The sequence below is a fragment of the Streptomyces sp. NPDC094143 genome (assembly GCF_040303825.1).
Classification (GTDB): domain Bacteria; phylum Actinomycetota; class Actinomycetes; order Streptomycetales; family Streptomycetaceae; genus Streptomyces.
Window position 1 is genome coordinate 1 of the sequence record NZ_JBEOTZ010000069.1, and the last position, 20,317, is coordinate 20,317.

A 20,317-nucleotide genomic window follows, 5' to 3' on the forward strand; every position below is an offset into this window, starting at 1 on the left:
GCGAGCTCCCACAAGCCGTCCGGAACAATCCAACTCCACGTACCCCGCCCCATGAACGGACCAACGAGCGATCACCACATAGGACACCGTCTAAGACACCATCTCATTTGGCTGGCTCGGTAGTCTGTCGGTCATGGTGGGGATCGTCGAGCGGCTCGTGCCGGATGAGTTGTGGGAGATGTTCCAGCGGGTGGTTCCGGAGGCGCCGACGCGTCCCCAGGGCGGCGGCCGACGTCGTCACGGTGACCGGGAGGTGCTGGCTGCGATCGTGTTCGTGGCCACCTCGGGCTGCACCTGGCAGCAGGTGCCGTCGGCGTCATTCGGACCGTCAGGGGCGACGGCTCACAGGCGTTTCGCCGAGTGGAGCAAGGCCAGGGTGTGGGCGAAGCTCCACCGCCTGGTCCTGGACGAGCTCGGCTCCCGCGGTGAGCTGGACTGGTCCCGGTGCGCGATCGACTCGGTGAACATGCGGGCCCTGAAAAGGGGGAGCTGACAGGTCCGAATCCTGTCGACCGGGGCAAGCACGGATCGAAGATCCACTTGATCACCGAGCGGACGGGTCTGCCCCTGTCTGTCGGAATCTCGGGGGCGAACCTGCACGACAGCCAGGCCCTAATCCCCCTGGTCAAGGGCATACCACCGATCCGCTCCCACCGCGGACGACGGCGCCGCAGGCCGGGAAAGCTCCACGCCGACAAGGGATACGACTACGACCACCTGCGGCGATGGTTACGAGGGCGTGGCATTACCCACCGCATCGCCCGCAAGGGGATCGAGACCTCTCAGCGGCTGGGCCGCCACCGCTGGACCATCGAACGCACCATGTCCTGGCTCGCCGGCTGCCGCCGACTCCACCGCCGCTACGAGCGCAAGGCTGAACATTTCCTCGCCTTCACGAGCATCGCCTGCACCCTCATCTGCTATCGGCGGCTCGTCTGCTGATGTGGGTCTGCAGCAATTTCGTCGCCAGGTCGTGGCCGTAGTGATTGGCCATGTCCATGGGGGTGCGACCGTCCGGGTCTGCAAGCTCCGGATCAGCCCCAAAGGCCAGCAACAGGGCCGTGGTGTGCACAGTCAACGGCTGCCCGCTCTGCAGGGAGCCATCACCCTCGACGTCGATGGCGTGCGTCAGCAGCGTCATGTTGCTGAAGACCTCATCGGGGTCGGAGCCGGCGGCCAGCAACCGGGCCAGGGCCTCTGCATCTTCCTGCTCGACCGCTTGATGCGCGGGTGTCCAGTAGTCGCTCACCAAGATATTCGACCGTCTCCACAGCACGCCTGCCAGCGACAATCGACGCCGTCAGCCACCAATTGAGATGACGTCTAAGTGCTGCCCAGCACGTGCGGGCGATGCTGCCGCAGCGGTGGGGGAACCGGCGCGGGGGAGTGGTGCGTGTGCCGCGCGGGCGCGGGTACGCGCGGGGGTGTGAATGGGGTAGCGAAAGCGGGCCGTGATGGAACCAGTCCCTTTGAGTGAGGACGGTGCCGCACCAGACGAGCAGACCATGCAGACCACGGTGGCTCTGGAAGGTGACGGCACGGTCATCGCCCAGGCCCGCCACCTGGCATCGCAGTTCCTCACCCGGGTCCAGAGTGAGCAGGGCCTGCCCGTCTCGCAGCGTGCGATGGATCTGACCCAGCTGGTGGTCAGCGAGCTGGTCACCAACGCCCGCAAGTACGCGCCCGGACCGGTGCTGATGGACCTGCGCATCGTCGGCGACACGGTCGAGGTGGCGGTATGGGACTCCGAGCCGGTGCTGCCGGTGGCCCGGGCCGCGGATGCCGGACGGGTCGGACAGCACGGGCTGGAGATCGTCATGGCAATTGCACAGGGCTTCGAAGTCCAGCGCGAGCCCGTCGGCAAGCGCATCACCGCCCGTATCGCCCTGCTGGACGACCCCGGCGGGGCCATCGCAGGACGCAGCCCTCTGTAGCGTCCGGCGGAGGCGGCCGCCTTTCCTCACCCCGGCGCCGTTCTGCCTCCCGTCACTCGGCTGGAGTGAAGTCCTGCTCACCGCCACGGTGCAGGGCGTGATTTTCGCCGGTGTCAAGGCTGCCGGCGACGGCGTCGGCGCCGTCGCCGGCCGTCACTGCACCGGTTGGCCTGCTGCCCGGCTCGTGACCGAGCACGAGGAAAAACCGTCATGTCCGATCAGCACGCGGCTGCAGCCCTGACGGCCGCAGCAGCCATCGCCCTGGTTCTCATCACCCGCGCCGCCGTCTTGCACGACAGCCGCAGGCGCACCACTGAGACAGCACGTTCACACCCCCGGCGGGACACGACACCCCGCCGAGGCCACACCGCCGAACGACGCTGCCGGATGTGCCGTGCGCGAGGCTGAACAGCGCGTCCAACGCTGCTGGAAGCATTTGCCAGCTCACATCGATCCGCCCGACTGACCCGGCCTGGGCGAAAGGCTGCGCTGGCGAAAGACCAGCGTGGAGTTTCTGGCGGCACCTGGCAGACCATCGTGAAAGCTGCAGGCGCTGGCGCCTTGAACCAATGCGTCGTGCTGATCCGCTTCTCGGCGGCGGGGGACTGCCCCTGATTGGTTCGGGTCTGGACGCGGTTACGCACATGGTCGGAGTTGGCGACCTTCCACGCCCAGTTCCTGTCCTCGGTCCCCTGCGTCCCTGATCCTTGGCCACTGCTGTGGAGGCGGATCCTTCGAGCTGGCGCCATGGCAGCTGTGCGGGCCAGCAGGTGGCCCCGAGGGCTCGCCCGCGGTCATCGATTCCCACGTCATTCGATGGCGGCACGCAGGTGTGTGACGGCCTCTATGAGGCGTGCTCGGTCGATGCCGGGGGGTGTTAGTGCGTCCTCGGCGTGCCGGGCTGCGCGAGAGCCGTCGGGGCGGTGGAAGCTGCCGAGGGAGCCGGCGAGGTTGTGCGCCGCGCGGCGGGCCTCTTCGACCGCAGCAGGGTCGGGGGTTGCGGTCTTGGAGGTTTCAACAACGTGTTCGATGAGGGCGAGTCGCTCTTCGGCCAGGTGGCGGATGCCCGCCCAGAGCTCCTCGATCTCCTGGTGCGGTAGGTGTGTCACGGTGTGCCCTCCCATCCGAGGAGAGAACGGATTGTGTCGGCGAGGGTGAGGGGATCGAAAGGCTTGGCCACCACTCCGTCGATGTCCAGCTGTCGTGTCATCGGCTGGTCGTCGTGGGTCATCTCCTTGGCGGTGAGCAGCAGGATGGGCAGGCGGGTGGCTCGCGGATGTGCGCGCAGAAGGGAGACGGTGGCCGGACCGTCGGTGCCCGGCATCATGACATCGAGCAGTACGCCGTCTAAGGTCTCCGTCCTCGCGAGACGGACGGCCTCGGCGCCGTCGGAAGCGGTGAGGACCGTCCATCCGGCGAACCGTTCCAAGCTCATGCGCACGATCTCCCGGATGTCGGTTTGGTCGTCTACGACCAGGATCCGTTTGGTCATGAGGGCTCCGTGCCGTCGGAGGTCGGCAGGGTGATCGTGAAGGTGCTGCCTGTCCCCACGGTGGAGCGGACGGTGATCGTGCCGTCGTGTGCCTCGACGATGCTCTTGACGATAGCGAGGCCGAGCCCTGCTCCTTCGTGGTCCCGGGCGTCCGAGGAGTCGGCCTGGCGGAAACGATCAAAGATCCGCCCGACGGCGTCGGGCGGGATGCCGCGGCCGGTGTCGGTGACGTCGATGTTTACCGTTGAGCCTTCGGTGGAGCTCCGGACGTGCACAGTGACTGCGTGACCTCGGTAGGAGAACTTGATCGCATTGCTGAGGAGGTTGACCAGAGCCTGGACGATGCGGTCGCCATCTACATGGAGGGTGATGGGGGAGGGGACCTCGACTTCGAGACCGATGCCTGCTGCGTCGGCAGCGCCGCGGACTGTGTCGAGGGAAGCGGAAACGAGGTCACGAAGTGAGGCCGGTGCGCGACGCAGCGGCATCCGGCCGCTGCTGAGGCGCTCGTAGTCGAGAACCTGTGTGGCGAGCCGGACGAGTCGGTCGGTGTTGGTGAGGGCCATGTCCAGCAGGTCGTGGAGGGGGCCCGTCGGAAGTTCACCGAATGTGCCGCTGGCCATCAGCGCCAGGGACCCGCGGATGGAGGTCAGCGGTGTGCGCAGTTCATGGCTGATCATGGCCGCGAATTCGTCCTTGGCTCGCGTGACTTCTTGTTCCAGGGAGATGTCCTCGAAGACGAGCACGGCGCCGGTTGGCCGTCCGGCTTCGGACACCGTCGCTGCTGAGCGACGCACCGGCAGTGGTGTGCCGTCCCGGCACCAGAACGTGTCTTCCTGGGCGGTGACGACTCCCCGCTTTTGCAAGAGGAAGTGGACGGGGCAGTCCCCAGAGCCGCACGTCGGGGCTGACGGTGCATGCTCGCTCGGCGAGCAGGGGCCGCACCTCACCGACGGCCCGGGTGATGGTGGAGCGGTCCACTCCGAACCAGCAGTCCAGCACGTCATGGGTGACCCCGTGACGAAGATGGACGAGCGTGGCCAGGAGGCGGTCGACGAACACGAGCCGGTGCTTCGCTCCTGCGCCCACAGCCCGCTTCCGCGGTCGAGCGGCAAGCCTCGCTTGGTGACGCTCCTGCCACAACGGGCCGATCCCCTCGACGAGTTCGGCAATCACTCCGGCAGTCAGGATGGAGACTGGGCATGGTCCTGACGAGTCGAGAGCTTCCCTGCCTGGTCAATCATCGATGCCGACACCCGCCTGGTCGCCGCCTCGGCCCGACCGGTGCCCGGAAACAAGGCCGATGCCGACGTCTGGCGGGAGCCGGGCATGTCGGCCGCGGCGGCCGGGTGGTGGGGCTGCCCGTCGGCGCCGGTGTCGGCCTGCGGTCAGGACGCGGTGCCTGAGCTGGGCCCGAACCCCCTGACGATCAGCCAGCCGGCCAGCCCCAGCTCCCAGGCCAGTACCGGGAGCGCGGCGGCTGACCCTGCTACGGAGAGCTGCGCGTAGGTCCCGAACATTACGGCGACGGCCGAGGCGCAGATCAGCGGCCCGCCAACCAGCCCGAGCACGGCGATGAAGCGTGGCACGAGCCGTGCGCGGTACGCCATGTACGCAAGCAGGACGGTGTTGAGGCCGAGGGCGATGTTGGGCCCGAGCAGGAACGTCCAGTCGTGCAGGGCCACCAGTGCGACGTCGGCGCCGGCCGCCGCCCCCGCGTCCCGCCGCAGGGTGACAAGCGCCAGGACGGCGACGATTCCGAGGGCGATGACGGCCGCCTCCAGCAGCCGCCCGAAGGCGTACCCGAGCGCGAGTCCCTGGCCGTGGCGCCGCAGGACGGGGAACAGTGCCGCCCCGGTACCGGTCACGGCCACCACCAGCACCACCTCGCAGAGCACCCCGAGCAGTGCCCGTGTGTCGGCGCCCTGCGCGAGCCGGCCGTCCGCCGCTCCCAGCAGGGGGCGGTACAGAACGGCCCCGGCTATCGCGGCGGCCTCGGTCAGCAGGAACAGCGACCCGGTGGCCACAGCGGTTCTCCGGTCCGGACTCATCTTCTCGGTACCTCTCGCTCGATGGTGGTGTACGGCGTACACCTCGCGGTGAGCATAGGTGTACGGCGTACACTCGTCAAGGAGAAGAAGTCGCCGCGGAGGAAAGGAGCCGAACCGGGATGACCCGGCAGGAAGCCACGGACACGCATCGGATTCCGTTGAACAGGGATCGCGTCCTGCGCGCCGCCGTCGCGCTCACCGACGCCATCGGCATCGACGCGCTCAGCATGCGCAGGCTCGCGCAGGAGCTGGACGTCGTACCGATGGCCCTCTACAAGCACGTGGCCAACAAGGAGGAGCTGCTCGACGGCATGGTCGACGCCGTGGTCGGCGAGATCGACCCGCCAGCTGCGGGGCCCGACTGGCAGAGCGTGGTCCGCGGGCGGATCCTCTCGGCCAGGCGGGTTCTGCTGCGCCACCCCTGGGCGGCCCGGGTCATCGAGTCGCGGGCCCGCCCCACCCCGGCAGTGCTGGCGTACCTGGACTCGATGGCCGGGAGCTTCCGGGACGGCGGCCTCTCCGCCGACCTTACGCACCACGTCATGCACGCGATGGGCAGCCGCCTGCTCGGCTTCAGTCAGGAACTGTTCGACACCTCAGGCCCTTCCGGCCCACCGACCCCCGGACTTGCGGCGCACTATCCGCACATCGCGGAGCTGGCCGCGACGGCCGCACACGACGGGGGGTCCACGTTCGGTGGCGGCTGCGACGACCAGTTCGAGTTCGAATTCGCCCTGGACCTTCTCCTGGACGGCTTCGAAAGCCTCCGCCGCCAGGGCTGGACGTCTGCGCGGAAGGCGTAGCGGCTGCGGGAAAGTGGGGACTGATCTATCAACCCCGAATACGGTCTGCGTCCGGCAGGGATGGCGAGGATGGACAGCAAGGGATGCCTGGTGGTGCCTTTTCAGGGCGAGGGAGCGACACTGGCCGGGTGATTTCGCTGACGCGCATGGGTCCGCGGTGCGAAAGTGGTGCTCAGAGCAGCGATCCGGGGGGCTGGTGACCTCTTGGTGACACTGCTGACCGCCAGTGCCGACATGATCAGTCGCCTTGGGCCTCTCGGGAGGTCGACTGTCCGCTTCTGCGCAAGCGAGCGCGCCCGCACGTCGCAGGTGTAGCAGCCAGCGGGCGGCCGGGGACGTGGTGTGGGAGTGGGCGTGTTCCAGCACCGACACGGCCCCAGCGGGGAGCCAGGTGGCGAAGTAGGTCCGTCAGGATGCCGGCGCCGAGGTCGCGGTTGTGCGCGGTGTGGGCGGCGTGGAGCGCTGCGGTCGAATGCCCACGCCAACCTCTGCGGCACCGGCAAGGTGGCCCTGTTCAAGGAGCGCACCTGTGTGACCGAGGACGACGGCAGGGCGCGGCGGCGTACTCGTCCAGGTGGAAGTGGAGCTCCGCCGCCCCTGGCTCGTTCTCGCTGTCCTCGAATTGCGGAGGGGGTCGCCCACAGGCCCGGGGCATCGGACGCCTCAGGTGCCTTTGGCCATCAGCTCATTTTCGGCCTCGGCGACGGTGTGATAAACACCTACGGCCAGCACGAGCACCACTTCGGCATGGCCGGCCTGTCGCCAGGCTCACAGCAGCCCATTCAGTCCTGACGAGTCGAAGAACGACACCGCGGACAGGTCCAGCACCACATACCGCTGGCTCGGGTGATCTCGTGCAGAAGACGGTCACGGAAGAACGGAGCGGTCCGATGGTCCATGTCCCCGCCGAGCTGCACGATCAGAAAGGGGTCTTTCGTAGTCCCTTGTACCGAGGGCTCTGCGGTCATCACGTTCTCCCCGTGGCCTCATCGGAAGACGCAACGGCAGCAACGATGATGCTCGCGATTTCCTTACCGGGCTTGCGCTCCCTTGGGGTGGGATGCCTAACAGCACGGTGAATCACCACTGTTGTGGCGGCCGCTCCACTGCACCGAGCGGCCGACACGGCTTTTACGTGGGGAAGGCCAGTTGTGCGATCGGTGCGGAGGTCGGCTGTTGTGATCCGCCGGCCGGTTCCACGGTGATGCCCAGTCCTGAGGATGCCGCTACCGAGCCGCGCAGCAGTACTGTCTCGTTGTTGCGGTCAGGGTTCATCAACCCGGCAGGACGCATGGTGCCGTTCTTGTTCAGCCACAGCTGGTACACCTTGCCGCTGGGGGGGGGCGGTCCATGCCAGCGGCGACGAACACCGCCTGGTTGCGGCTGCGGGAGACGACGACCGTGCCGCTGGCCCCGCCGCTCAGCCGGGCCCTCACAGTCCGTGCATCGGGAGCGGACAAGCTTGGGCTCAGTGTTGGGCAGCCGCCTGTCGAACGCCTTCTTCCCGGCCGGTGTCACGGCGGTGGCGTGGTGTTCGCCTTTGCCGACGTCCAGGCCGAGGAAGACGTCGATGTCACCGGTGTCGATCACGTGCAGGCCCCTCCATCACGCTTTCGTCCGGCCTGCCAGGGCACCGAGCTGCCACATCCACGTTACGGAGAGCTCTTCCGGCTCGGGTGAAGCCGGTGCTCAAGCCCCTCATCAGCGGTCCGTCGATGCCTCCGGACCCGGTGACACCACCCCCCCGGATCATGAACAACACGGGGGGAAAGTCATGCCGGACCCGAAGGCCGGAGGCCCCATTGCGGAGCCACGAAGGAGGTACCGGGGGCGACGAGTTCGGGGACGCCGAAACCGTTGGTCTCCGCACCGGTTCCCGACGTGGTGGGCACCGCGATCACGTTCTGGACCCCGGTGTTCGAGGCCCTGAACATGGGGGACAACGCCGTCGCCACTCTGCTCGTGTACTCCTCCACGGCCGTCGCCGGTGTGACCGCCGGCTGTCTGGTCGTCGACCGCATCGGGCGCCGCTGGCTGCCCATCCCACCCTGGAGGTGTTCCCGACCTCGCTGCGGACCACCGGCGTGGGCTTCGCCACCGCGATGAGCCGGATCGGCGCGGCCATCGGCACTTTCCTGCTGCCGATGGGCCTGGACCGCTTCGGCGCGGAGTTCGTTCTGCTCATCGGTGCCGGCATCCTCGCCCTGGGCGGCCTGGTCTCCCAGTGGCTCACACCGGAGACCACGGACATGGACCTGGCCACGGCGGCGCAAACGTCGCCCGGGCCGAGGGGGAGGGCTGACGCGCGGGCTCGCGCTCCGGAGTTGGGCGAGGGCCGGGGTGTCTCCCGGCCCTCACCGTCAGGTGGTGTGTGGCATGCCATGGCTGCCGTTCACGATGTCAGGGAAGGGTCCACTTCTGGTTGGGGCCGGTGTGGCAGGTCCACAGGTGGACGGGGGTGCCGTCGTTCCAGGTGCCGCCGGAGGCGTCGAGGCATTTGCCGGACTGCGGGTTGCGGATCGTGCCGTCGGCCTGTGGGGTCCACTTCTGGGCGCCGGTGCCGTTGCAGGTCCACAGTTGGATTCTCGTGCCGTCGGCGGTGGCGCCGCCGGAGATGTCCAGGCACTTGCCGAGGGCGCGCAGGGTGCCGTCGCCGGGCAGCGTCCAATGTTGGGCGGTGCTGGCGTTGCAGGTCCAGATTTGCACCTTGGTGCCGTCGGCGGTCTGGGCGTTGTCGATGTCCAGGCACTTGCCGTTGACGCCCTTCACCTCGCCCGAGCGGGGGTCGGGCGAGGTGCCGCCGCCCTGCTTGATGCGGATGTTCCGGAACGACACCGAGTCGCCGTCACCGTGGTTCTGCAGGCCGATGTGGCCCTGTCTGAGGGAGCGCGCCGGGTCGGTGTTGGTGAAGTCGTTGATCTTGCGGCCGTTGAGGAAGATCTCCAACCGCTCCCCGGTGACCCGCAGCTCGTAGGTGTTCCACTCGCCCGGCGGGTTCAGTGCCGCGTCGCGCGCGGGGAGGTCCGCGGATTTGAAGCCGTAGACCGCCCCGGTGGTGCGCGCCGCCTCGTCGGTGGCGTCGATCTGGATCTCGTAGCCGTTGTTCACCGCCGACCACGGGTCGTCCGACGCGGGGAAGCCGATGAAGACGCCGGAGTTGTCGTCGCCGTTCGCGCGCCAGTCCAGTTTCAGCGAGTAGTCGCCGGTGAACTCCTTCGCGGAGTGCCACAGCATGCCGAGTCCGCCGTGCGAGGTGAGGGTGCCGTCGGCGAGTGTGAACCCGCCCGGGCCCGCCTGCTTCCAGCCCGCGGTGCCCGAGCCGTCGAACAGGGACGTGTAACCGGTCTCGGGACGGCAGTCGGCTTCGGTCATGCCGGCGGCCCAGCGGACACCGCCGAGCAGATGGCGGCGGAAGGCGGGTTCGCTGTACGACTCGTCGGTGTGGCCGCCACCGGTGTAGAAGGCCCGGCCGCCCTGGTAGTCCTTGCACCAGGCGATCGGATGGTCGCCCGACATGGTGCCGCCGGAATAGCTCGACTCGTCGAGCGCGGCCAGTACATGGGCCGTGGTACGCGGATTGGTGCGGTAGTTGTACCACTCGTCGGTGCGCTGCCAGGTGCTGCCGAGGTGCGCGGTGGCGTCGTGCGCACGGTCCTCGACCTCGACGGTGGCGGACTGGATGGCCGGATGGGAGTGGAACAGCGCGCCCGCCAGCCCTTCGTAGAAGGGCCAGTCGTACTCCGTGTCGGCCGCGGCGTGGATGCCGACGTACCCGCCGCCGCCCTGGATGTACTGCTCGAACGCGGTCTGCTGGGTGCCGTTGAGCACGTCACCCGTGGTCGACAGGAAGGCGACCGCCTTGTACTGGGCGAGGTTGCCGGGGGTGAAGGCCCCTGCGTCCTCGGTGGCGTCGACGGTGAAGTTGTTGGCCGCGCCGAGGTCCCGGAGCGCCGCGATGCCGTCGTCGATGGAGGAATGGCGGAAGCCCGCCGTCCTGGAGAACACGAGGATCTTGTAGGCCGGGTCGGCGGCAGCCGCCTTCGCCCCGGTGCTGACCTGGGCCTGGATTACCGGACCCGGCGCGGCGACGGACTGCGACGTCAGGCACAGCGCGGCGCCGGCGAACAGACCGAGAAGTGCCTTGAATCGGATACGCATGATGGGCGCCTCCTTTCTACGGAAGGGTCCACTTCTGGTTGGGGCCGGTGTGGCAGGTCCACAGGTGGACGGGGCTGCCGTCGTTCCAGGTGCCGCCGGAGGCGTCGAGGCATTTGCCGGACTGCGGGTTGCGGATCGTGCCGTCGGCCTGTGGGGTCCACTTCTGGGCGCCGGTGCCGTTGCAGGTCCACAGCTGGATTCTCGTGCCGTCGGCGGTGGCGCCGCCGGAGATGTCCAGGCACTTGCCGAGGGCGCGCAGGGTGCCGTCGCCGGGCAGCGTCCAATGCTGGGCGGTGCTGGCGTTGCAGGTCCAGATTTGCACCTTGGTGCCGTCGGCGGTCTGGGCGTTGTCGATGTCCAGGCACTTGCCGTTGACGCCCTTCACCTCGCCCGAGCGGTCGGAGCCGGAGGTGGTGAGGGAGTACTCGTCCACGTCGAACAGCGAACCGCTGCCGCCCTTGAAGACCAGGTGCAGTGTCGTGGAGCCGGAAGGTTGGTTGCTCAGCGCGGTGGTGACGTCTTGGAAGGTCTCCCAGCCGCCGGTGACCGGTACGGTCGCGGTGCCGAGCAGGGCACCGGTCGGAGATCCGGCGCGGACCTCGATGGTGCCGCCGGTGCCGCCGGAGGAGACCCGGGCGGTGAACCGTGTGGCGTTGGCGAGGGCGTAGGGCGTGAAGGAGATCCAGTCGCCGTTCTCGATGTGGCCGACCGTCCTGCCGCCGTGCGCCGGGGTGTGGCTGACCACCTGGACGCCGAAGGAGTCGCCGTAGTGCTCGGCCTGCCGGTGGCTGGGCTGGGTGACGTGCTGGTCGTGCGTGGTCAGCGCCGGCTGGCCGCTCGCGCCCTTGTCGGTGTACTCGGCGTCGATGACGCCGAAGATGTTGGCGTTGGGGTCGTGTTCACCGTCCGCGAGCGTCGACAGGGTGCCGGAGCAGCCGGTGGCCGACGTCTGGGGATGTCCGTGGCTGTCGTGCCCGACGATGAACGTGACTTTGACCTTGGTGCAGTCGATCGTGCCGTCCTCGGGGTCGGTGACCGTCACCTTGAACGGGATCGCGGCGCCGAAGTCGTAGATGCTTCCGTCCGCGGGCAGGTCGAGCCTCACCGTCGGAGCGGTGTTGCCCACGGTGATCTGGACGGACGCCGTGGCCGACTTCCCGGTCGTGTCCGTCACCTTCAAGGTGGCCGTGTACTGGCCGTTGGCGGTGTAGGTGTGCGAGGGGTTGGCAGCGGTGGAGGTGGCGCCGTCGCCGAAGGTCCAGGCGTGGCTCAGGGCGTCACCGTCGGCGTCGGAACTGCCGGCGGAGGAGAAGGACACCGTCAGGGGAGCCTTCCCCGAGGTCACGTCGGCCTTGGCCTGGGCCACCGGCGCGTGGCCGTCCGTGACGTGCTCGATACGGTACAGCGCGGAGTTCGCGTCACCGTTGAAATACCCGGTGCCGTAGTCGAGGACGTACAGGGCGCCGTCCGGGCCGAAGGCCATGTCCATCACCTGGGTGCCGCTCCAGGGGAAGGCGTTGATGGACTGCACGGTCCCGTCGCCGGAGGCTTCGACGCGCTTGATCCAGCGGCGGCCGAACTCGCCGGCGAAGAAGTCGCCGTCGTACTCCTGGGGGAACTTGACCTGGGAGGAGGAGGCGGCGTCGTAGCGGTAGACGGGGCCACCCATGGGCGACTCGGAGCCGTTGCCGAACTCGGGTACGGAGCCACCGTCGTAGGGGATCCAGGCGGGTTGCGCGGGCGGCAGGTCGGTGAGGCCGGTGTTGCGCGGCGAGGTGTTCCTCGGCGCGGCGCAGTCGAACCTGGCGCCCGAGGCGCCGCCGGCGAAGTCGTAGTCGACGTAGGCGTCGTTCTTGCCGGTGCAGTACGGCCAGCCGTAGTTGCCCGCCTTCGTGATGCGGTTGAATTCGACCTGGCCGGCCGGGCCGCGGGAGGCGCTGGCCGTACCGGAGTCCGGGCCGTAGTCACCGAGGTAGACGACGCCGGTGGCCTTGTCGACGCTCATCCGGAAGGGGTTGCGGAACCCCATCGCGTAGATCTCCGGCCGCGTCCTGGCCGTGCCCGGGGGGAAGAGGTTGCCCGACGGCACGGTGTACGACCCGTCGGCGTTGACCTTGATGCGCAGCACCTTGCCCCGCAGGTCGTTGGTATTGCCCGAGGAACGCTGGGCGTCGTAGGCAGGGTTGCGCGAGGCGCGCTCGTCGATGGGCGTGAAACCGTCGGAGGCGAAGGGGTTGGTGTCGTCGCCCGTCGACAGGTACAGGTTGCCCTGCGCGTCGAAGTCGATGTCCCCGCCGACGTGACAGCAGATGCCCCGGGAGGCGGGGACGTCGAGGATCTTCTTCTCGCTCGTCGGATCGAGGGTTCCGGCGTTGCTGAGGACGAAGCGGGAGAGCCGGTTGACGCCGTCGAAGGGGGCGAAGTCCGCCGCCGACCCGTCGGAGGGCGCGTCACCGCCCGGAGTACTCAGTTTGGGGGCGTAGTAGAGATAGACGAACCGGTTGGACGAAAAGCCCGGGTCCACGGCGACGCCTTGCAGGCCCTCCTCGTCATGGCTGTACACCTCCAGCTTGCCGGCCACTTTGGTGGTGCCGACCGCGTCGGTGAGCCGGACGGTGCCGTCCCTGGAGGTGTGGAGCACCGAACGGTCCGGCAGGACGGCGAGCGTCATCGGCTCGCCCATCTCGGCCACGCCCTTGGCGAGCGTGACCTGTTGGAACTCGGCGGCGGCAGCGCGGGGTGCCACCTCGGCGCCCGCCGGAGCGGCCGCGGCTGTCCCGGGCACTAGGCAGCCGACGGCGCACACCAGCGCTGTCACAAGCGTACGAACGAGTCTGGGTCTGACCACTTTTGTGCGCACAGAAGTCTCCCGGAGGGGTGGGGGACGGCAGGCCGATGTCGGGTCCGCCGGGGGAGCTCAGGCGCGCGCCGTCGCGCCGTCGGGCCGGTTGCATGTGCATGACCGGTCCGATGCAAGGAAGTTAGCGGCCCTGTTTCCCGGGCGTAACCCCTTTCGCATCGGTTCTCGATACTTTTTCCATGATCAGGACAAAGTGGGAGATCGATTCGGCCGCCGACGACTTTCCCTTCTTCCCGGATCGCGTTCTGTGGCAGTCACGGCACCGGCTTGGCCGGCCACCGGGCGTCGCGAGTCCCGTTCGGGCCGGCAGGCGTAGAGGAGCCTCCGGCGGCAGCCGCCAGATCACACGAAGGGATCACAGCGGGTGCGACGCTCCGCGGCGGCGTGCCACCGATCGTGTGAGGAGTTGGCCGTGACGGAGGCGATCGGCTGGTTGGGGTGCGTTTTGAGGCGTCGAAGAGGCGCGGTGTGGATGCGGATGCGGCAACGCCCCACGCGCCGGTGGCGGAAGCCGCTGAGCCAGGCGCCCGTCCGTTCTGCGACGGCGCAGGGAGCGACTGTTGCTGCGGGAAGTGCGGGCCTTCTCCGCCAGAACCCGGCCGGGCCGGGTCCGAGGCCGCCCGACTCCGGCAGGCGGCACTGAGACCTGACGCGTCCGGCACTGAGCACTTGGTTAGTGGCCTCGGCCATCGCCAACGCGGTCTTTCAACGCCACCGACCGCCGTATCCGCTCACTGCCCCTCACCGCGGAGTTGCTGCTCTGAAGCGGGCGCCCCGAACCACTGAGCGCCGACGCCGGTCCCGGTGGCGGACGGGTTCTCCTCGCGTGGGCCGAAGACCAAAGAGGCCTGGTCCCGGTCACGGTGCAGGAGACGGCCGAGTCGATCCGTGAGCCGCCGCATGGGTGACAAGGCGGTAACACGCTCATCATGAGCTTGCGCAGTAGCCGAAGGGCTCGGCGGCGCATCCTTGGCGGAAGTTACTTGAGCGCCAGCCATGCCGCCATACACACCGTCGCGAGGCCGGCGAGCGCCATGGCGTCACCTGAGCCCGTGAACTCGGCCACGGCACCGAACAAGACCGGCCCCACCCCCTGCACGGACATCAGCCCGGCGGTCAGCAGTGCAAACGCCTGGCCGCGACGGGCCTCCGGGACCGCTTCGAGGAAGGGGCGCTGGAGCCCGAGTGCGTAGGCGAACCCGGTACCGGACACCAGAAGCAGTGCCGCGCCGACCACGCGTGACGGCTCCAGCGCGAAGCCGACCAGAGGCAGGCCCAGGACCACGATCAGCGGGGCCACCAGGCGTTCCCGTGCGGCTGGGCCGAGGAAGCGCCCGATGGCCAGGTCACCGACGAGCATGCCGAGGGGCAGGCACGCGAGCAACATTCCGGCCGAACCGGCGGGCATGCCGTGGCCGCTCGCGAACGGGACCACCAGGCTTTCGGCACCGGCCACGAGCGCCGGTGGCAACCACTGGGCGAACAGGAGCGTGCGCACCCGCGGTTCGGAAAACAGCTTCATGTTGCCGGACCAACTGAGGCGCAGTAGCGAGCCGTTGGCCTGTCGTGGCCCGTGTCCGGCCGTCTGCTGAGCAGGGGGCAGGTCGGGCAGCCGGAGGCGGACGGCCGCAGCGGCCGCCAGGTAGACGGCCGCGCTGACCAGCAGCGCCCCCTGTGGGCCGAGGAACCCGACCGCGGCCCCGCCGGCGGCCAGGCCTGCCAACTGGGCCGCGGCTACCGACATGTTCGACAGCGAGCGCCCCAGGACATAGGCGTCGCCGGTGAGCCGCTCGGCGATGAGCCGGTTGGACGCACCACTGACGGCGGGCGTCGTGAAGGCCACGGCGGCGATGAGGAACAGGACCGCCGCCACCGGCAGGTGGATCGCCCCCATCACGGCGGCCGCCGCGCACTGGATTCCGTATCCGGCGGTGATGACCCGGCGCGGGCGGGCGCGGTCGGCGAGCGCGCCGAGGAGGAGCGAACCGGCGACCTGTGGCAGGAAACCGATGCCGAACGCCAGGGCGCCGAACAGGGGCGAGCCTGTCTCCGCGAAGACAAGCATCGACAGAGTCACGATGCGGAGCGAGTCGGCGGAGACCGTCAGGATCCTGGTCACGAACAGCAACCGAAACCGCCGGTCGGCCAGCACTTCCCGGTAGGTGGCGCGCTGTTCGGGAGTAGGGGCGGAGGTCATGCGCAGCAGGGTGCCTGGCACTCAGCGGCCCGGCTCATCGTTACGCTCGGGGCGAAAGACTGCAGAGTTTCCACCGGGTCTGACGGGGTGTGAGAGGAAATCGGGAAAAAAAGTCCCATTGGCTTGGGACGTGGTATGGCGGAACATGATGTTCCGGCGGGCTGTTTCCGGGCCTGTCCGGATCCGTACTGTCCATGAACAGAGGGGATGGAAAACATGCTGGTGGAAACCATCGAAACGCCGGAGCTGGCTCCGCAGACGTACCTCGACGACGACTCTGCGCTGGTCGCCGTCGACGCGCCGGAGGAGCGCGCCTGGCTCCCGTCCTACCAGGCGGTGCGTACCGCCTGACGCGTGACCGGTCGGCATCGTACCCGAGCAAGGGCCCGATGCCGGCCGTTGCCCCTCCCGCGTCCGCCATCCCGCTGCCGAAGGACGGTTGTCGTTGCCTTCTTCACCTTCCGCTGAGCCGGTCACGGACCGGGCAGCGCAAGCCGACACGTTGCTCTGCGCCGACCGGCAGTTCGGCGATTCCGATGCCATCCGCGCGCGCAACCTCGCCCGGTTCCGCCTGGGTCTGACCATGCTGGCGCGGCATGACGACGAAGCGGCGGACGTGCTGCGAACGGCGGCCGCCGCATCCGCGGAGCGCCTCCGTCCGCTGCTGTACGACCCGGTGCTGCGCAACTGCTTCGAGGTCGACCTCGCACAGTTGGAGAACGGCCGTCTCGAGCGCAGTTCGTTTGGCTCGTACTTGCGTGGCCACTTGACTGTTCAGGCGGCGGAGATCCCGTATTCCCCGGGCCCCTGCGAAGCCCTCATCCATCCGCACCGGGCTGCCTGGCCCGGTCTCGGGGACGCCTGGGTGCTGAGCGAGCCGACACCGCACGGCCCCTCCCAGGACATGCTGGCCGGGCGCCTCATGGAGTTGTACCGCGATGCGCTCGGAGGGGGCCGGGCGGCGAGTCCTGTCGATCCGACGGACGCGGAGCGTGCGGTCCTGCGGGACGGCGCGGAACTCCTCGCGACGCTGCTGCCTGCCGCGGGAGCCGGTGTGCTCGGGCACGTCACCATGGTGGGTTTCACCCGCCGCGAGAGTGAGGAGGGCCCCCTGCAGTCCATGTCGGGCGGCGATCCACTTCCCTCGACTGTGCTATTGGCGCCCGAACGCTGCACGTCGCCGTGGCTCGTCGCCGAAAGCCTCCTGCACGAGGGAGCCCATCTCAAGCTCTTCGACGCGCTCCGCACGGGCTCCTTGGTCAAGAACGCCACCGAGACCGTCCCCATCCCCTGGCGGATCGGTTCCTGGACCGTCATCAGGGTGTTCGTCGCCCTGCATTTCTATGTGCACCTACTGGTCTTCCGGACCGCGGCCGAGGCGGCGGGCGAGGCGATCCGGGAGAGGTTCGGCCCGCCACCGTCGGCAGAGGATCTGGACGAGCCCAGCCCGGGCACTCCCGCCGCGCTGAGCGGGCGGTACCGCACCAGTGCGGAGAGGGCCCGCTACCTCGCCGAGTGCGTACTGTCGCTGCCCGAGCAGTCACTCACCGAGAACGGGCGCCGGTTCGCCCGCTGGCTGCTCACCGCCCTGCGTCTGGTGGATGGGGACGCGCCGAACCCCGACGACGGGGTAGGGCCCGGGGGTACGTGGCGGCCACAAGCGGCGCCATCGCAGGCGATCTCGTCGGCAAGCGTCCTGCGCCGCGTCACGCCCGTGGACGCGTGCGCTCTGCCCGAACTGGGGCAACTCGTGGTCAGCACGGCCCGGTCCGGACGGATGCACTGGCTGAACGCGCGCTCATGGACGGTCTACTCGCTGTGTGACGGGCGCGACCTCGAGTCGTTGCACACAACCTACGCCGGAGCGGCGGGTCTCCCTGTCGGCTCGGAGGAGGCCGGCCGGCACGTGACCGACAGCTTGCGCCTGCTCGTGGCGGCCGGCCTGGTCACGCACGACACGTGACCGTCCCGCCCGAGAAGCGCCCCGCGCTCCGCTTCCGGACACGGACCGACCGCAGGAAGCCTGGCCCTCCCCCGTGGTGTGCCGTTTGCCCATGTCTTACACGGTGCTGCGGATCGGAAGCCAACAGTTGTGCTCCTCCTGTCCGGCCCCTTGCGCAGCACCGCCGAGGCGGACGAACGGCATCGCCAGGCCTCTCTCGCGAGCGTGCCGGTAGCGCGACGCGGTGGTGGTCCCTCAGGAGCTGGTCGCGGCGTCCAGAATCAGCCGAGTGATCGTCTTGGGGGTGGGAGACAAGGGCGAGATGGCCGGAGTTGACCTCGATGGTCGTGGCGCCCATGCGCTGGGCCACGAAACGCTGAAGGTCAGGGTGAATGGTTCGGTCGCGCTGTGACACTGCGTACCAAGAAGGCTTCAGTTGCCAGGCGGCGACACTTGTCGTGGGCGCAGCAGTCGAGAGCGGTCCCTGCGCGGCGAAGAGGGCAAGTGCTTCCTCCCGGGGCACGCCGTTGGCGAAGTCCTCAAGGAACGCCGTCTTCCCGATGGTCTTGAAGCCGCCAGAGGTAATGATTCCGCGGGTGACCGGAGGCGTGGGGAACTGCGCGGAAAGTGCAGCGAAGTCCTCGCCCCGTTCGGGGGCACGTGCAGCGGTGTAGACAAGCCCGGCGACGTTCGGGGCGAGTCCGACTTCGGAAATGACAGTGCCGCCGTAGGAATGCGCGACGAGGATGGTGGGTCCGTCCTGTCGCGCCAGCGCGAAGTTCGTAGCGGCAACGTCATCGGCGAGGGAGCTGAGCGGGTTTTGTACCGGAGTGACGTTCATGTCCGCGGCCTGGAGGAGTGAGATGACCTTTCTCCAGGAAGATCCGTCCGCGTAAGCGCCGCGCACGAGCACGACATTGCGGATCGCTGGACGCTGACGCGAACGAGGCGCTGCCTGAGCAGTCGAGGCCCCGGTCAGTGTGGCAGCGACTCCGGCGCCCAGCGCGGAGAATCAGCGACGACTGATTGCCACTCTTTCCTCTTTCATTGGTTGTGGCCACTGCTGCCGTCGGGAAGTAGACCGCCCTGCCGCGTTGATTCTGTGAGCGATTGTCAAACCGCTCTCCGGCACGAGAACGCTTCCGAGCAGACCAACCATCCTTTGGTTGATCTTGCCGCAGCGACGTCCTTTAACCGGGTTGATCACCCTAGCAACAAGTCATTTGACGATGTCTCCGGTACGGGGCCGCGTAAGTGTTGGGACACGAGCCATCCACAGGCGCATCGAGTGGTGGGTGATCAACTGGCCTGAGCCCGTGTCGCTTTCGCCAGGCAGGTGAACCTTCAGCGGCACACGCTCTCCGGATGCCCCGAGAGCTGAACTGCTGGTAGCGAGGGAGGGTTTTCGCGGCGGCGGCGGTAAGGAGTGCGGAAGGTGGCGCAGGCGCCCTGTAATACGGCTCGTCCCTCACGCCGAGCCTGCGCCAGCACGTGTTGCAGGCCCGGTGGTGGTCGTACAGCAGCCGGACCATGCTCTACGAACTCGTGCGGGACGCGGAGCGCGGTAGGAGGCAACAGGGAGCCCTTCTGTCCCAGGTGTGCTGCGTGGAATCGCCACGCCAACGCATGTGGTCTGGCCCGGCAGCACGCACCGACGGACCTGGTCGACGCCGCCGGTCAGTGCCCGCGTTCCGGCCGGTGCGCTCCTGGAGGAGATGGGTGACGGGACGGCCGGGTTCTCCAGCCGACGTCGGCGCAGGTGCTCCCGGTAGGGATCCACGAGGGCGGGCCGGTACTTGGGGGCGCGGATGAGGCGCTCGGGCTCGGCGACGGTCGTAGCGCTTGAGGGTGTTGAGAGTCAGGTTCAGGCGGCGCACGCACTCCAGAAGTCCGACTCCGCGCTCGCGCACGGCTGGGCCTGCTGCCAGCGCTCGCGGGTGGTGGCGGCCTGTCTCCCCTCGGCCTGGGGCGGGCCCGCTCTCGCCCATCTGCGAAAGGCGCGCCAGGACTTCAGTCTTGCGACGCTTCGTTCGACCGGTGCTCGTGCCGCTGAAAGGGTCCGGTTGATCGTCCGTCGGGTGGCGGTGAGGTCTTGGTGCGGAAGATGTCTGATCGGCGCGGTCACCCAGGAGCCGGCCCCGATGTAGGCGCGGTCGGCGAGGAGGGGCACGCCTTGGCGTTCGCAGATCCGGCTGATGCGGTGGGTGCGGGCCGCGGTCAGGTCGTGGGTGCGGCCGAGCAGTGCGGGCGGGATCCACAGCAGCTTGCCCGCAGGATCGGCAACGACCTGCACGTTCACGCCGTGGCGCCGGTGTTTGTGGGAGTAGTCGGCCCGGCCGTCGCCGACTCGGTCGCACTCGGCGAGTGTGCCGTCGAGTAGGACGATGTCGGGTTCGTGCTCGCGCAGTGTCCTCAGCAGACCCGGCGCACGCGCGGCGAGCAGGTCGACGACCGCGCTGGTGTAGGCGTGGGCGGTGGACTCGCTGATCCCGAACCCGGCGGCGATCTTCGCCAGAGTGATGTGTTCGCGCAGGTACACCAGTGCCACCATCGCGCGCTGGGACGGCCGGAGCCTGCAGCGCCGGTCGCCCTCACGGGTGGCGATCAGGATCGTGACCCACTCCACGAGTGCATGCGGCAGGTCGAGTGTGGCAGGATGGATGACCAACGAGGCCCCTGAGCAACGTGATTGAGACGTCAGACATCTCGATCAGCAGCCCGGGGGCCTGGCTTGTTGCGCTTCACGGCCCATCACCCGATTGGTGGCGACCTCGAAGAAGCTCAGTAAGAGGGCATCTGATCTATGTAGTTGGTAGTTAGGGATGGTTTTGTGACTGCTGGCGTTGGTGGTCGTTGGGTGGGGTGTGAGTGCTCGTCGTC

Annotated in this window: 17 protein-coding genes and 5 pseudogenes; 8 read left to right on the plus strand and 14 right to left on the minus strand. The window is 68.5% G+C overall.

The genetic code is table 11. From position 1 onward, the window contains the following. Window positions 1-133: 133 nt before the first annotated feature. Window positions 134-942, plus strand: a protein-coding gene (locus ABTZ58_RS38125; protein WP_502996200.1) for an IS5 family transposase whose coding sequence is annotated in 2 segments (ribosomal slippage) — window positions 134-482 and window positions 482-942 — 810 coding nt in all. Because the reading frame shifts where the segments join, the coding sequence is not laid out codon by codon here. Here ABTZ58_RS38125 and ABTZ58_RS38130 read toward each other — a convergent pair. After that, window positions 914-1,249: an ankyrin repeat domain-containing protein gene (locus tag ABTZ58_RS38130; protein WP_351367500.1), complete on the minus strand. Its 336-nt coding sequence runs from the start codon at window positions 1,247-1,249 to the stop codon at window positions 914-916. The genes ABTZ58_RS38125 and ABTZ58_RS38130 overlap by 29 nt on opposite strands. Window positions 1,250-1,505: 256 nt before the next feature. Between ABTZ58_RS38130 and ABTZ58_RS38135 the strand changes: the two genes are divergently transcribed. Further along, window positions 1,506-1,934 carry an ATP-binding protein gene (locus ABTZ58_RS38135; protein WP_502996201.1) on the plus strand — a complete coding sequence of 143 codons (429 nt, stop codon included), beginning with the start codon at window positions 1,506-1,508 and terminating at the stop codon, window positions 1,932-1,934. A gap of 97 nt (window positions 1,935-2,031) precedes the next feature. Next, window positions 2,032-2,175, plus strand: a complete 144-nt coding sequence (locus tag ABTZ58_RS38140) for a hypothetical protein (RefSeq protein WP_351367506.1) — start codon at window positions 2,032-2,034, stop codon at window positions 2,173-2,175. A gap of 568 nt (window positions 2,176-2,743) precedes the next feature. On the opposite strand, the gene ABTZ58_RS38145 is transcribed toward ABTZ58_RS38140, so the two are convergent. The 4 genes from ABTZ58_RS38145 to ABTZ58_RS40390 are packed head-to-tail and all read right to left on the minus strand — an operon-like array spanning window position 2,744 to window position 4,602. Continuing rightward, the gene (locus tag ABTZ58_RS38145; protein ID WP_351367509.1) at window positions 2,744-3,043 is read right to left on the minus strand and encodes an Hpt domain-containing protein; all 300 of its coding nucleotides are present in this window, start codon (window positions 3,041-3,043) and stop codon (window positions 2,744-2,746) included. After that, complete coding sequence (locus ABTZ58_RS38150) at window positions 3,040-3,426, minus strand: response regulator (RefSeq protein WP_351367512.1); 387 nt, start codon at window positions 3,424-3,426, stop codon at window positions 3,040-3,042. The genes ABTZ58_RS38145 and ABTZ58_RS38150 overlap by 4 nt, the downstream gene beginning before the upstream one ends. Then, entirely contained in the window at window positions 3,423-4,202 is a 780-nt protein-coding gene (locus tag ABTZ58_RS38155; RefSeq protein WP_351367515.1) for a sensor histidine kinase, read from the minus strand. The genes ABTZ58_RS38150 and ABTZ58_RS38155 overlap by 4 nt, the downstream gene beginning before the upstream one ends. Further along, window positions 4,093-4,602, minus strand: coding sequence for a helix-turn-helix domain-containing protein (locus tag ABTZ58_RS40390; RefSeq protein WP_502996202.1), 510 nt, complete (start codon window positions 4,600-4,602; stop codon window positions 4,093-4,095). The genes ABTZ58_RS38155 and ABTZ58_RS40390 overlap by 110 nt, the downstream gene beginning before the upstream one ends. A 63-nt stretch (window positions 4,603-4,665) precedes the next feature. On the opposite strand from ABTZ58_RS40390, the pseudogene ABTZ58_RS38165 reads away from it, so the two are divergent. Then, window positions 4,666-4,776 (plus strand): annotated as a pseudogene (locus ABTZ58_RS38165) (IS5/IS1182 family transposase); the annotation flags it as partial. A gap of 38 nt (window positions 4,777-4,814) precedes the next feature. Here ABTZ58_RS38165 and ABTZ58_RS38170 read toward each other — a convergent pair. Next, a complete protein-coding gene (locus ABTZ58_RS38170) occupies window positions 4,815-5,453 on the minus strand; it encodes a DUF4386 domain-containing protein (protein ID WP_351367518.1) in 639 nt (212 codons plus the stop codon). A 143-nt stretch (window positions 5,454-5,596) separates the two neighbouring features. Here ABTZ58_RS38170 and ABTZ58_RS38175 point away from each other — a divergent pair, with 143 nt between their 5' ends. Next, complete coding sequence (locus tag ABTZ58_RS38175) at window positions 5,597-6,280, plus strand: TetR/AcrR family transcriptional regulator C-terminal domain-containing protein (RefSeq protein ID WP_351367521.1); 684 nt, start codon at window positions 5,597-5,599, stop codon at window positions 6,278-6,280. Window positions 6,281-7,048: 768 nt separating this feature from the next. Here ABTZ58_RS38175 and ABTZ58_RS38180 read toward each other — a convergent pair. From ABTZ58_RS38180 to ABTZ58_RS38190, 3 pseudogenes are all read right to left on the minus strand, one after another. Next, a pseudogene (locus ABTZ58_RS38180) lies at window positions 7,049-7,114 on the minus strand (hypothetical protein); the annotation flags it as partial. A gap of 297 nt (window positions 7,115-7,411) precedes the next feature. Continuing rightward, window positions 7,412-7,752: pseudogene (locus tag ABTZ58_RS38185) on the minus strand (anti-sigma factor); the annotation flags it as partial. Further along, window positions 7,736-7,867: pseudogene (locus tag ABTZ58_RS38190) on the minus strand (IS110 family transposase); the annotation flags it as partial. The pseudogenes ABTZ58_RS38190 and ABTZ58_RS38185, both read right to left, overlap by 17 nt. A gap of 515 nt (window positions 7,868-8,382) precedes the next feature. On the opposite strand from ABTZ58_RS38190, the pseudogene ABTZ58_RS38195 reads away from it, so the two are divergent. Continuing rightward, window positions 8,383-8,478 (plus strand): annotated as a pseudogene (locus ABTZ58_RS38195) (hypothetical protein); the annotation flags it as partial. Between the two features lie 202 nt (window positions 8,479-8,680). On the opposite strand, the gene ABTZ58_RS38200 reads toward ABTZ58_RS38195, so the two are convergent. The 3 genes from ABTZ58_RS38200 to ABTZ58_RS38210 form a co-directional block, all read right to left on the minus strand. Next, entirely contained in the window at window positions 8,681-10,438 is a 1,758-nt protein-coding gene (locus ABTZ58_RS38200; RefSeq protein WP_351367524.1) for a ThuA domain-containing protein, read from the minus strand. Window positions 10,439-10,454: 16 nt separating this feature from the next. Continuing rightward, entirely contained in the window at window positions 10,455-13,298 is a 2,844-nt protein-coding gene (locus ABTZ58_RS38205) for a PQQ-dependent sugar dehydrogenase (RefSeq protein ID WP_502996203.1), read from the minus strand. A gap of 979 nt (window positions 13,299-14,277) precedes the next feature. Continuing rightward, entirely contained in the window at window positions 14,278-15,450 is a 1,173-nt protein-coding gene (locus ABTZ58_RS38210; RefSeq protein WP_351367527.1) for an MFS transporter, read from the minus strand. 267 nt (window positions 15,451-15,717) lie between these two features. Between ABTZ58_RS38210 and ABTZ58_RS38215 the strand changes: the two genes are divergently transcribed. Together ABTZ58_RS38215 and ABTZ58_RS38220 are read left to right on the plus strand one after the other, a co-directional pair. Next, window positions 15,718-15,846 (plus strand): hypothetical protein, encoded by a 129-nt coding sequence (locus tag ABTZ58_RS38215; protein WP_351367530.1) that lies wholly within the window; start codon window positions 15,718-15,720, stop codon window positions 15,844-15,846. A 94-nt stretch (window positions 15,847-15,940) separates the two neighbouring features. Further along, on the plus strand, window positions 15,941-17,458 hold the full coding sequence (locus ABTZ58_RS38220) for an aKG-HExxH-type peptide beta-hydroxylase (protein WP_351367533.1): 1,518 nt from the start codon (window positions 15,941-15,943) through the stop codon (window positions 17,456-17,458). Here ABTZ58_RS38220 and ABTZ58_RS38225 read toward each other — a convergent pair. Both ABTZ58_RS38225 and ABTZ58_RS38235 read right to left on the minus strand, forming a co-directional pair. Continuing rightward, a complete protein-coding gene (locus ABTZ58_RS38225) occupies window positions 17,442-18,350 on the minus strand; it encodes an alpha/beta hydrolase (RefSeq protein WP_351367536.1) in 909 nt (302 codons plus the stop codon). The genes ABTZ58_RS38220 and ABTZ58_RS38225 overlap by 17 nt on opposite strands. A 951-nt stretch (window positions 18,351-19,301) precedes the next feature. Continuing rightward, entirely contained in the window at window positions 19,302-20,105 is an 804-nt protein-coding gene (locus ABTZ58_RS38235; RefSeq protein WP_502996204.1) for a transposase, read from the minus strand. Between the last annotated feature and the right edge of the window lie 212 nt (window positions 20,106-20,317).

Excerpts from the sequence above, each read along its gene's own strand:
- ABTZ58_RS38135 (WP_502996201.1), top strand. The coding sequence starts at position 1,506 with ATGCAGACCACGGTGGCTCTGGAAGGTGACGGCACGGTCATCGCCCAG.
- ABTZ58_RS38150 (WP_351367512.1), bottom strand. The coding sequence starts at position 3,426 with ATGACCAAACGGATCCTGGTCGTAGACGACCAAACCGACATCCGGGAG.
- ABTZ58_RS38175 (WP_351367521.1), top strand. The coding sequence starts at position 5,597 with ATGACCCGGCAGGAAGCCACGGACACGCATCGGATTCCGTTGAACAGG.
- ABTZ58_RS38200 (WP_351367524.1), bottom strand. The coding sequence starts at position 10,438 with ATGCGTATCCGATTCAAGGCACTTCTCGGTCTGTTCGCCGGCGCCGCG.